Origin of the sequence: Hymenobacter cellulosivorans (genome assembly GCF_022919135.1) — a bacterium.
GTDB lineage: Bacteria > Bacteroidota > Bacteroidia > Cytophagales > Hymenobacteraceae > Hymenobacter > Hymenobacter cellulosivorans.
Genome location: NZ_CP095049.1, coordinates 2,458,081 through 2,470,245, shown reverse-complemented (window position 1 = coordinate 2,470,245; position 12,165 = coordinate 2,458,081). Strand labels below are relative to the sequence as shown.

Genomic DNA, 12,165 nt, shown 5'->3' with positions numbered 1-12,165 from the left:
CACCGGAATAAACATGAGGCCGGCGCACTCATTTTAGTACTCATCTTCTCCCCATTCGTATGACATCCACTGTTAATCCACAACCTGACCTACAAACGACTGCGCCCGAACTGGACACAGCTGGCCGCGCCCAAGTGGCTGATGGCCTGCGTCGTCTGACCGCCGATTTTTTCGCGCTGTACGTCAAGACTAAGAACTACCACTGGCACATGCGGGGCCGTCATTTTCGCGACTACCACCTGCTGCTGGAGGAGCAGGGCCAGCAGCTCTTTGCCGCCATCGACCCCTTGGCCGAACGGGGCCGCAAGCTGGGCTTTGCTACCCTGCGCTCCATTGGGGAAATTGCTCAACTACAGCGCGTGGCTGATGATAATGCCACGCAGGTGAGCCCGGCCGACATGCTGCGCCACCTGGCCAACGATAACCGCTGCCTGGCCCAGGCGATGCGCGAATTGCACGAGCGCTGCGACGAAATCCAGGATGTGGCCACGGCCAGCATTCTGGAAAACTATATCGACGAGGCCGAAGGCCGAACCTGGTTTCTCGCCGAAACCGCCTCTTCGGAAGACACGACAGGAGCCGCCTCAGCTCTCTAATCAGTGCCATGGCTTGGCCTACGGTGAGTATCGGGGCGCCTTGCTTCTGAATATTGACTTTTACAGCATCCCAGAGGTAAAGTGCCTGCCAGGCACCATGTAGCAGTACGTAGGTTGCAGAGTGCGCCTTTAGCTCACGAGTATGCCGATAAGACAACGGCCGAAAAGACTGCTAGGCTCAAGGCTAACAGTCTTTTTTTATGGGTTTAGGAATAGGCTGTTCAGTCCGAAGAACTTGCTTCCTGGCTGGGTTACTTCTTGGCTACTACCTTGCTGGCAGCTTCGATAATTACGGCAGCCACCTTCTCGGGCTGGGCCAGCATGGCCACGTGGCTTGTGGGCAGCGTGGTTGTGGTGGCATTTATTTTCTTGGCCAGCGTGCGCTCCAGGTCGGGATTAATGATCCGGTCATTGGCCGCCACGATGTACCAGCTGGGCTTGGTTTTCCAGGCCGGCACGGTAACTTTTTCCTGAAGCGCCGCAAACGGCTGGGGGCCTTGCGTGGCAAGGAGCACCTGCTGCTCGGTCTTGGAGAGGTCCTGAGCAAAGTCTTCCATGATGCCTTTGGGCGACAGGTGCACGTAGCCGAATTTATCGGGCTGGATTTGGTCGTTGCCGGGCGCAGCAGGCCCGGTTTGCGCCATCTCCAGAAACGACTGACCGGCTTCGGGTGCGGCGGCGGCTACGTACACCAGGCCGGCCACCTGAGGGTCAGTACCGGCTTCGGTGATGACCACACCACCCCAGGAATGGCCGACCAGCAATACTGGTCCGTCTTGCAGGGCAATGGCACGCTTGGTGGCGGCTACATCGTCGGCCAGCGACGTGAGTGGATTTTGCACGGCCGTGACGTGGTAGCCCTTGGCCGTCAGCAGCGGAATGACCTTGGCCCAGCTAGAGCCGTCGGCCCAGGTACCGTGTACCAATACAATGTTTTTGATGCCCGCAGCGGGGGCCGTAGTAGGTTCGCTCATGAAAGAAGGGGTACTGGAAGAAGGCGTGCTGGCCATCAGCAGGCTGGAGAAGGCGCCGAGCACGGCGCAGGAAAGAATTTTCATGATGATCAAATGAGTAATCGGCAAGACGTAGCGCTCAGCTATTTCCTTAACTCTGCCGCTGTTTGTTTGTGTGCAACTGCACTTGCGGCAACTCAGCCAGCCTTGCTGGCCTCTGGATGCCCTAGTCTAAAGGGTAAGTACCGCCTTCGACAGAAAGCTGCTTACCCTTTAGATCAGCCTGTTAACCCAGGTTACGCAACGGTTTCTGCCGGAACGAGACGCATGGCCTGAAAGCCCATTTTAGCGGCGAATATTTCTTGGATGAGCACTGCGGAAGGAAGGGGCCGCCACGCCACCTCAATGTGGTCAATCAAACCGTTCTCATCCAGGTGAAGATGCTCGTTGCCCTGAACCGTGATTCCATTACAGGCAAAGGTGAAGAATACGGCTACGTCCTGGTTAGAAGCAAACCGCAGGTTAACCTCGAGGGTGTCAATCGTGGCCAGAAAACCGGAAAGGACCTGTACCACGGCCTCTTTGCCTTCCGTGGGCTCCGGAAAGATGGGGCCGAGCAGGACAATACGCTCGGAGAGATGCGGAATAATGCCTTGGTTATCCTTGTTGCTCAGAGCCTCGAAGTAGGCATCTACATGCGTTGTGTTCATTGGATTGTTGTTTACAGGTGAAATTACTGGTACTGTTTTGCCTTGTTTGGTAGGCAGGATGAACCAGGCACCGAACATCCTGCGTGGGGTTAGGTCTGCACCGCCAGAGCAGCCGCGCACCGACCAGCTGTCATCGACGGCGAGAGTAGCGTGAGAACCTGCTTGATGTCGCCTACAGACCGGCGCTCTGGCCGCCGTCGACGTGCAGGACTTCTCCGGTGATGAATTCAGCTGTTTCCAGGAAGACAATGGCGCTGGCAACTTCACTTGCTTCGCCTATGCGACGCAACGGGTGGAAGCGGCGCAGCATTTCGTGATGTTCCTCGGCATGCATAGGCGTCTTGATGACGCCTGGCGCCACGGCGTTCAAGCGGATGCCTTGTTCGGCGTATTCAATAGCCAGTACTCGGGTAGCGGCGTTCAGGCCGCCCTTGGTCAGCGCCGCCATGGCCCGGTACGAGCCGCTGACGCCATTGTCGACACTGCCGGTGACGGTCACAATGTGGCCGCTTCCCTGCTTTACCATTTCGGTCAGGACCAGTTGGGTGATGTGGTAGAAGCCCGCCATGTTCACGTTCATGATGGCGCTGTAGTCTTCCAGGGTATTCTCGGTAAACGGCTTGCCGATGAAAATGCCCGCATTGTTGACCAGCGTATCGACCCGGCCGAAGCGGGTGAGAGCTTCGGACAAGATGCGTTGTGCGGTGGCCGGATTGCCAATGTCGCCGGCAACAGTCACGATGTTTGGATCATCGGAGGGCTTGATTGTGCGCGAAGTCGCGATAACACGGTAATCAAGCGTACGAAAGGCTTTGACGATTTCGGCACCTATGCCTTGTGACGCGCCCGTAACGATGACCACCTTTTGCGATGTACTCATGTCTTGTGAAATGAAGAAATTGGGGAAGTAGATATGCAGCTTGGCATCCAATGCGCGCCTCATAAAGAACCCGCTACAGAGTAGCTCTATAAGCCTCGCTGCCTGAGTGAAAACTCACCAGCATACAAGAAGCGAGTAGAAGCGGCGAGTCCCCGAAGAACTCCCGCGCCAATACCTCTTACCAGGGGCTCGGGATGAATCAGACCTTGCATTGGGAACTACAGATTGAGTGGCATTGAAAGCAGCTGCCTACCTCAGAGGCCAACTAAATGCCAAGTCAACTATTTGGTCTGAATCCAATTTCATTTCACTTGATACACTCCTCTATTTCAATGATTTGACTTCGTTTTAGCGAGGTCATTCCCTTGAGAAATACCGTCCAACATAGTGGAGAATCCATTATATTGGAGGCTGTTTTTGGATGGTAGAAGCAGCGCTGTTAAAGTAATGCTTGGCTATTCACGCCGCTTCTTGCTTTCCTTATTTGCACCTGTATGAATCCTGCTTTTCCCGAACCCACGGCGGTGGCCACCGCCCTCCTTGTGGGCAATGAGTTGTTGGTTGCCAACGACTTGCGCCATATCCTACTTCAAGCGGGTTACGAAGTGCTGGACCTGGCTGAATCCGGGGCGCAAGCACGGGCGCTGGTAACGCAAGCGGCCCCCACCATTGTGGTGCTCGATATTGTACTGAAGGGCGAGGAAACCGGCATCGAGCTAGGCCACTGGCTGAGCGAGCAGCACATTCCATTCGTGTACCTCTCGGCCAACCAGCACGACAGCGTATTGAAGGCCGCCAAAGAGACAGGAGCATTTGGTTTCCTGGAACAGCCGCTCTGTGAGCGGGAGGTGTTGACTACTCTCGAAATTGCCCGTTACCGCCACGCGCAGGGGGAAGAGGCTCGGCTGCGGCAGCTACAGATGGCCGTCAATAATGCTCTAGTGACGCTGCTCGACCGCGACCAACTGTGCCAAGCCATGGCTACCGAGCTCGATAAAGTGGTTCCATTCAGCATGCTGAGTTTGCGGCTGGCGCTGCTTGATGAAGCGGTATTCTACTGGGTGACTATGCAAAAGAACGCCGCGGGTACTTTTGAACGGGTGGCCGTGCCGATGCCGACCCGCCGCGAGGCTATTGAGCGTTTTCAGCAGATCCTTGCGCAAGATTCCATAACAGAGATGCCAGTAGAACAGGGCATCTTCACGGGGGACTCTCTCGACCAGCTCTGCGAGTACTCCATCCCGGCGCGGAGCAGCCGCGATAATTTTGGCATGCAGTCACTGGTCCAGTTTCCGGTTAAGCTAAAGCAGCGGAGCTCGTATTCCACCATCGAATTAGCGTGTAAGGAACCGCACGGGTTTACGCCGAAAGATTACAAAGCCGTCGAGCTGATTATTCCGCCCATTGCCCTAGCCCTGGACAACTTGCTGGCCAGCGAGGAAATCGAGGCCCGCCGCCGCATCAAAGCAACGGAGCTGGCGATAGTCAACGCGTTTTGCAATGGGCGCGACCTGCATGAGATTGCGCCGGCGGTGGCGGCGGCTATTCATCCCCTGCTGCCACTCGACTATCTTACGCTGTACCAAGTGGGCGAGGTACTGGGCATGACGGAGGACGACCCGGGCGTGTACCGCCAGGGTGAGGACTTTCGGCCCCTGCGAGCGGCGGAGGTAGTAGATTTATCCGACGAGCAGACCCGAGAGCAGTGGCAGCAAGCTCTCGCGGCCTTGAAGGTTCGCATGCAGCAGCCCACCCTGAACGTGGGCGAAGCGGGCCGAATGGCGCGGGCCAGTAACCTCGTGCCTCAGCGCTACAGCGAGCATCTAGGGGGCTTGCAATCGTCGATGTACGTGCCGATTACTATTCAGGGCCAGCCGCAGGCGGCGCTGGTGGTGTCCAGCAAAGTGGCCTACGCCTACACGGAAAAAGATTTACGCTTACTGCAAGACCTGAGCCGCACCCTGAGCCTAGCGCTGGAAAATTTGCTGGCCTACGAGCGCATCAAAAACCTGAGCCAGCGGCTGGAACAGGAAAAAAGTTACCTCGTCGAAGAAATTAACACCAGCTACAACTTCGAGGAAATCGTTGGCACCAGTTCGGTCATGCAGGCGCTGTTCCGGAACATTGCGCTGGTAGCTCCTACCGACTTTACGGTGCTCATAACCGGGGAAACTGGCACTGGTAAAGAGCTTATTGCCCGCGCCGTGCACAATATGTCGAAACGGGCAAGTCGCACAATGATAAAGATAAATTGTGCCGTGCTGCCGCCTCAGCTTATTGAGAGCGAACTTTTTGGGCACGAGAAGGGCAGCTTCACGGGTGCCACTGACCAGCGCTTGGGCAAGTTTGAGTTAGCCCACGGCAGCACCATTTTTCTGGATGAAATCGGCGAGCTACCGCTCGAGTTGCAAGCCAAGTTGCTGCGCGTGCTGCAGGAAAAGGAAATCGAACGCATCGGCGGCAAGCGCACCATTATGGTTGATGTACGCATTATTGCGGCCACCAACCGCGACTTACAACAGGAGGTGGCCGCGGGCCGCTTCCGCGCCGATTTGTACTACCGGCTCAAGGTGTTCCCGCTGTTGGTGCTGCCGCTGCGCGAGCGGCCCGAAGATATTATGCCCCTCGCCCTGCACTTTCTACCGCGCATCGGCAAGAAGCTCGGCAAGCCGCTTACAGGCATCGCGGCTGCCTCGGTACAGCAGCTACAGCACTACGCCTGGCCAGGTAATATCCGCGAGTTGGAGCACGTGCTGGAGCGGGCAGCTATTCTCTCGTATTCGCCTACTCTAGCTTTGGCCGAAACCCTGGAGCCAACCACTGCTACTAGTATCGTGCCGGCCGCCCCCGAGGCAGTGCGGCCCATACAGGATACCATGCGGGTGGCCATACTAGCAGCGCTGGCGCAGGCAGGTAATCGGGTGCGCGGCAGCGGCGGCGCAGCAGAGCTTCTTGCCCTTAAACCAACTACACTGGAAGCGCGAATGAAGAAGCTAGGGATTAGTGTAGCGCGAGAATGAAAGAGCAGAACAAGCTGCTTTCTGCGCTTGCCTGATTCCATCACCTCGGAATGCACTGTGCTGTGTAGAAGTTACTGGCCTTAGAGCTGACAGTCCCACATTCACCAGAATGAAAATACGCCCGTTTTTCTTTCCAAGTCGGAAACTGGTCGCCTCCCGTGAAAGCTAAGCTTGGCTAGGTTGATAATTTCGCACTGCGGTAGTAGTTATAGGCCTGCGTTGCGTATGCCTGCCTTACCCCACGCGTCTGACGGTAGTTACTGGTCTATATGGCCAGAAGACGTAGCAGGGCAGTAGATATCGTAATGCACGGAAAAAGCCCCCGAAAACAGCGCTTTTCGAGGGCTTTTACCTGGATAAAAACAGGGAGAGTGGCAGCAAGGCAATAAACGCAATTCCACTTCTCTGTCAGCGTACGGAAGTCTAACGGACGCTTAGCACCGTGAATGATTCCCAGGTTTGAGCAACCGTTCGGTTGCAGGTCATACCCGTAACAGCTCCTGCTTCGTTGGAAACGAATTTGCCGTTACTGCCGCGCAGCGCGATGGTACCATCGGCGTTGACCACCCAGTCGAACCGTTCCCAGGGGCCAAGGGCCGTTCGGTTACAGTTCATGGCTTGCGTGCCGTCTTCCGAGCACACGTACTTGCCCTGATTTAGCAGCGCTACTTTGCCGCCCCCGGCATCAACGACCGTGAATTGCTCGTCGGCCTGGGCCACGGTCCGGTCGCAGCGCATGGGCCGGCTGCCGCCTTCACTGCTCACGTACTGGTTGTTGTAGCCTTTCAGGGTGATGATTTGACCGTAGGGAATGGTGCTGGGCGGCGTGCTGCCCACTACCGGCTGGGTAGGCCGGGTGGCGGTCAGGGCCAGTTGGCCTTTGAGCATGCGGCCCCCATCCCGGGTCAGGCGCAGGTAATAATCGGCGGAGCAGGCGGTGCCATCTTCGTCCAGAGCCCACAGGCCGGAGCCGGCCGGTACCGTGGCGCTGGTTTCGGCAGTTTTGGCAATCTGGTTGCCCTCGTTGTACTCGTCGAACATAGAAATATAGATGCCCTGGCAGCCGGCGCGCACCATGTTATAGAACTGGCGCCACATAAAGTCGCCGTGGGCGCGCTGCCGTTCCTGCAGGTCGCCGGGCAGCACGCAGGGCTGGTAGTCGATACCGTTGGCGTTGCAGTACGCTTGGTCGGGCAGGTTCACATTGGTGTAGAAGTTGTCCGCGTCGCCTACGTTGCCGATGCGGCCCACCATCCAGGGCGACAACATGTTAAAGGCTTTGTAAGTGGCCAGAAAGCCCGGCCGGGAGTCGTCCCGCTCATTGCGCCAGTGCGTGGGTACGCCTCCTATTACGTAGCAGCCCTGGCTTTTAAACCAGTTAATCACGTCCAGGCACACGGCCGCCGACCAAGGGTGGTTCGAGTCATTAAAGCCGAAGCCCCAGATGCACACCACGGGCTTGCCGTTTTGCCGGGCATAGGCGGCCGAGGCCGTGTAGGCCTGCATTTTAGTCGTCCAGTCGTTTTTGATTTCGGACTGCATGTTCTGCCAGCCGCTCACGTCGTACATGATATAGAACTTGCGGCCGTAGGTTTCGGCGGCCGTGCGCACCTTGGCCGTAATGGCGTCCCGCACGGGGCCCTCCCCACCGACGGGGTTGAAGCGCTGGAGCGCGGCCACGTCAATCTCGTTTTCCTGCATCCACTGAAAATGCAGGTTGACCGTCTGGGTGGTATAGGAGGAAAAAAGCCGGGCCGGCTGCCCATTGCCCAGATTGGGAAACCCCGTGGGAAAAGTGGCCGTGTACTCGCGCATGTCGGGCCAGGACTTGATGCCGTTGCTGGCCAGGGAAGGCGTTTCGCCAAAGTTGCGGGCCCAGTGCCACCAGTTGTTGATGGGCGAGCCGTCGTTGGGGGCGGCAAACCAGCCCTGGTAGCCCACCGTCACCTTGCCCACCACGTCGCCGGGTGCCGAGGCGGCGTGGGTTTGGCGCAGCGTAGCGGCCGAATCAGTGAAATCGTCTTTGGTGCAGCTGGCCAGCAGCGCGCAGCATGCCAGCAGCCAGCGGAAAGTGCTGTTCAGGATTCTGTTTTTCATAGAAGTGTGGAGTAGAGTAAACCAGGAGTCGGCCGCTATGGGCAGAGGCAAGTACAGCGTCACGTACAGGGCTACGCGGCTAGCATTGCCAGCCGCGTAGCCCTGCCGCTTGAAACTACCCGGTTTTGTCAAAGGCTATTGAGCTACGATTAGTCGTTTTACAGTGCGCTCGGTGCCATGCACTACCAGCACTGAGTAGACGCCACTCGGCAGCTTGCTAAGGGAAAGATGCACTTCGTTTCGGCCAGCAGTGGCACGTTGCACAGTACCGGCCACGCGGCGAGCCAACGCATCAAGCACTTCCACGCGCACTTCTTCGTCCACGTTGGCTTGGAGGCTCACCGTGAGCTGCTCCCGCGCCGGGTTGGGATAGAGCTGTACTGCGCTGCCGTCGTTGGTCGTTTTGGTGCGTGCGGAAGGGCTGGTGGCCAGTGCCGTACGCGCGCTGGCGGGCGAGGTATGCAGCAAGGCAGCAGCCGGAATAGCCGTTTGGCTTAGGCCGGGCCCGGCGTAGCTCACGTCGAGCACCTGGTCGCCGCCGCGCTCGAAAAAGCCGACCGTAATGGCGTGCAGCCCGGCCTGGAGGCCAATTTGCCCGCTGCGCTCCTGCAAGCCGTGCATTCCGTCGTTGTCCACGACCAGCGTTGAGCCAATGAAGAGCTGCGAGCCATCGTCGGAGGACGTGTAGAACGTGTACACCCCGTCAACGGGCACGCTCACGTAGCCCGTGTAGTGGAACGCAAATTCATCGTCGCGCAGGCGGGGCGCGACGCTAAACGTAGCCACACTACCGCTGGCGGCGGCTGTGAGGGAAGGAAAAGACGGCACTGCGGTCCATTGTCCTTCATAGTAACTGTAGCTCAGGCCCGCTACCGGGTTCACTACCTTATCGGGGGCGCGCAAGTTGGAAGCAGGCTGACCCGAACCAGCGTGGAAAAGTGCCGTGGCCGGAATAAGGGTTTTGGCCAAGGTGGGCCCGGCGTAGCTCACGTTCAGCACCTGGTCACCGCCGCGCTCGAAGAAGCCGACGGTAATGGCGTGCAACCCCGCTTTGAGCCCGATCTGCCCGCTGCGTTCCTGCAGGCCATGCAGCCCATTGTTGTCGACTACCAAGGTCGAGCCGATGAAGAGCTGCGAGCCGTCGTCGGAGGACGTGTAGAACGTGTACACGCCATCAGCTGGCACCTGTACGTAGCCGGTGTAGCGGAACGCAAACTCATCTTCCCGCAAGCGCGGGTCGGGGATGAACGTGGCCACGGTGCCGCTGGCGGCCGGCGTAAGGGCCGCGAAATCAGGCACGTTGTCCCATATACCTTCGTAGTAGCTGTAGTTCAGCGCGGCTACCGGGTTTGAGACGATGTCCGCCCCACGGAGCGTCCCGCCGGTGGGCGGCGTCACGGTGTTCGTCACCGTGAAGGAAATGGTAAGCGGGGTTCCGGCATTGCCACCCGCGCCACCTTGGGTATAAGGAGTCACCGTGAGCGTGTGACTGCCCACGGCGGGCGTCCACGCATTGTAGTTCGGCCCGCCATTGATGAGGCCGTTGTCTCCGGCAATGGCGTAGGGCGCCAGGGTTTCCACTTTGTAGTTAGCGTCGCCGTCGTACGTGAAGCGCACGCTGCCCACGGTAGCCGGGTTGGTATTGGCCCGGATGTTCAGGTTGCGCGTGGGCAGGGTGGCCAGGTTGAGTACAGCCCCGTCGGGCAACGGGTCGTAGCCGGCCAGGGGCTGGTCGGTGTCGGCGTTGATTAGCGTGAGCGACGTCACGGCTTGCGCCGAGGCAGGCACCACCCGGTACGTAGCGGTGTAGGTTTCGTCGTTGGTGGGCGTAGCAATGGTCTGCGACTGCGCCCCTCCGTTTGACCACGACACAAAAGCGTAGGTTACGCCACCCACCGTTTGGGTCGAGGGCGCTGCGAGGGTGCGCAGGACACCTTCCACGCCCACGATGGAGACGGGCGTGGTGCGTGCCGTGCCGTCGAGGGTAAGGCTTAAGCCGGCTGGGTTGGTGGCCAGGGTGAAGGTGGATTTCTGCGGCAGAATGTCGCGGAACGTGGTAGTGGACCGCCCTCCCGCGTCGGTTACCGTCAGGATGAGGCGGTAGAACACGTTGTCGGACAACTCGCCGCTGTTGGGTATCACAAACGTGCCGGTGCGGGCGCCTTGGCTGAACGGAGTGCCGTCGTGCACGTGCGTATCGTGGTGTAAATCAACCTGCCACACAAACGCGCTGGCGGGCAAGGTGCCATCCTCCGTATCGGTTGCGCTGCCTGAGAACGAGATGGTGCTGCCGGCCACGTACGTGGCGCCGGTAGTCGGCGTCAGGATTTGGGCGGTAGGGGCCGTGTTGGGTGCCGCGATGGTCAAGGTGGCGGCCGTGCTGGTTACGGTACCCACGCCGTTGCTCACCACCGCGCGGAACTGGCCCGCATCGGCGGCCACTACGCTGGCAATGGTGTAGCTGCTGCTTGTGGCCCCGGCAATGTTTACGCCGTTTTTCTGCCACTGGTAGCTCAGCGGGGCGCTGCCGGTAGCAGCTACGGAAAAGGTGGCGGAAGAACCTGGCACTGCGGCTACACTGGTGGGCTGCGTGGTGATAACCGGCGCGCTGACGGAGGCCGTGTACACTACTTTGAACAATGAGGCGCTGCTGCGGGCCAGGTAATAGAGGTTGCCGTCGGGGCCGGTTTCCAGGGCCAGCGCGTCGCCGGGCATGTTCAGGGCGAAGGGCTGACGGGCGGGTGGCGTGGTGCTGCTGTTCGGGTCGAAGTAGTTGATCCACTTGCCGCAATAATCCTGGTAGAAGTACTTGCCGGCGTACTGGCTGGGGTAGTTCGTCGCCGCAGGATTGAAGAACGTGCCGCCCGTGATGGAGCAGCCCGCCCCGTCGGGAAAGCCGCTGGTGTGCGGATAAGCAAATACGGGTGCCGTCTCGCCCGTCCGGATGTTGTAGCCCTCGGAAGAAGGCCAGCCGAAGTTGCGGCCGCCGGTGCTGGCGTCGTTGATTTCCTCCCAGCTGCCCTCACCCACGTCATTGATAAAAATCCGGCCCGTGCCCGGCTGCACCGTGAAGGTGAAGGGATTGCGCAAGCCCGAACTCCATATCCGTTGGCGCTGGGCCGAGAGGCCGCTGCCCACGTAGGGGTTGCCGGCCGGCACCGAGCCGTCGGCGTTGATGCGCAGCAGCTTGCCCATGTACGAATCCAGGTTGGGGGCATTGGTGCGGTTGGCGTTTTCGCCCACTGCCACGTAGAGCTTGCCGTCGAGACCGAAGTGCATGGCCCCGCCGTTGTGGTTGGTGGCCGTGCTTAGCGGGTCCAGGTTGAGCACCAGCGTTTCACTGCCCGCTGCGGCTACGTCGCCGTCGGCCGTAAAGCGGCTGATGCGGTTGTTGGCCCCGCTGGCCAGCGTGTAGTACACATACACGTAGCGATTCGTGGCAAAATTCGGGTCGAGCGTGATGCCCACCAGGCCCCGCTCCCCGCTCGAATTCACGGCCAGGCTTACAAAAGGAGTGGGCAACAAGGCTCCATTCTTAATGACGCGCACCTGCCCCGTCTGCTGGCAAACGAAAATCCGCCCATCCGGCGCGAAGGCCATGGCCGTGGGGTTGCTGATGCCGTTGGTGACCAGCACAGCATTAAAACCCGCTGGAAACGAAGGGGTTTGCTGGGCAACCGCCGACCAACTGGCCAGCCAGCCGACCAGAATGAGCAGCACCGAGCGGAATCGAGCCGGTGCTTCGTCCTGCCGATGCCCGGCATAACGTATTGGCATAGAACGTGTTTTCATGGGTAAATGGGTAAAATGGAAAGGATGAAAGCAGCTCTGAGCAATAGGTTGGGCAGACTCGGGCGTCTCGCCGGAAAAAGGTGAAAGCACCCGATTAGAGTAGAATAGCAACAGCTT

The 12,165-nt window shown here is 59.1% G+C and carries 7 protein-coding genes; 2 read left to right on the top strand and 5 right to left on the bottom strand.

Going from position 1 to position 12,165, the window contains the following annotated elements; translation table 11 throughout:
* Positions 1–59: 59 nt before the first annotated feature.
* Positions 60–596, top strand: a complete 537-nt coding sequence (locus MUN80_RS10355; protein ID WP_244723286.1) for a Dps family protein — start codon at positions 60–62, stop codon at positions 594–596.
* Positions 597–847: 251 nt separating this feature from the next.
* Here MUN80_RS10355 and MUN80_RS10350 read toward each other — a convergent pair whose 3' ends face one another.
* The 3 genes from MUN80_RS10350 to MUN80_RS10340 all read right to left on the bottom strand — a co-directional run bounded on the left by MUN80_RS10350 (position 848) and on the right by MUN80_RS10340 (position 3,190).
* Positions 848–1,654: an alpha/beta fold hydrolase gene (locus tag MUN80_RS10350; protein WP_244723273.1), complete on the bottom strand. Its 807-nt coding sequence runs from the start codon at positions 1,652–1,654 to the stop codon at positions 848–850.
* A 191-nt stretch (positions 1,655–1,845) separates the two neighbouring features.
* Positions 1,846–2,259, bottom strand: a complete 414-nt coding sequence (locus MUN80_RS10345; protein WP_244723270.1) for a nuclear transport factor 2 family protein — start codon at positions 2,257–2,259, stop codon at positions 1,846–1,848.
* 172 nt (positions 2,260–2,431) lie between these two features.
* The gene (locus MUN80_RS10340) at positions 2,432–3,190 is read right to left on the bottom strand and encodes an SDR family NAD(P)-dependent oxidoreductase (protein WP_244723268.1); all 759 of its coding nucleotides are present in this window, start codon (positions 3,188–3,190) and stop codon (positions 2,432–2,434) included.
* Positions 3,191–3,633: 443 nt separating this feature from the next.
* On the opposite strand from MUN80_RS10340, the gene MUN80_RS10335 reads away from it, so the two are divergent.
* Positions 3,634–6,159, top strand: a complete 2,526-nt coding sequence (locus MUN80_RS10335) for a sigma 54-interacting transcriptional regulator (protein WP_244723266.1) — start codon at positions 3,634–3,636, stop codon at positions 6,157–6,159.
* Positions 6,160–6,582: 423 nt separating this feature from the next.
* Here the strand turns inward: MUN80_RS10335 and MUN80_RS10330 are convergent, their stop codons facing one another.
* Together MUN80_RS10330 and MUN80_RS10325 are read right to left on the bottom strand one after the other, a co-directional pair.
* Entirely contained in the window at positions 6,583–8,256 is a 1,674-nt protein-coding gene (locus tag MUN80_RS10330) for a hypothetical protein (protein ID WP_244723264.1), read from the bottom strand.
* Between the two features lie 135 nt (positions 8,257–8,391).
* The gene (locus MUN80_RS10325) at positions 8,392–12,048 is read right to left on the bottom strand and encodes a PQQ-dependent sugar dehydrogenase (RefSeq protein WP_244723262.1); all 3,657 of its coding nucleotides are present in this window, start codon (positions 12,046–12,048) and stop codon (positions 8,392–8,394) included.
* Positions 12,049–12,165 lie beyond the last annotated feature (117 nt).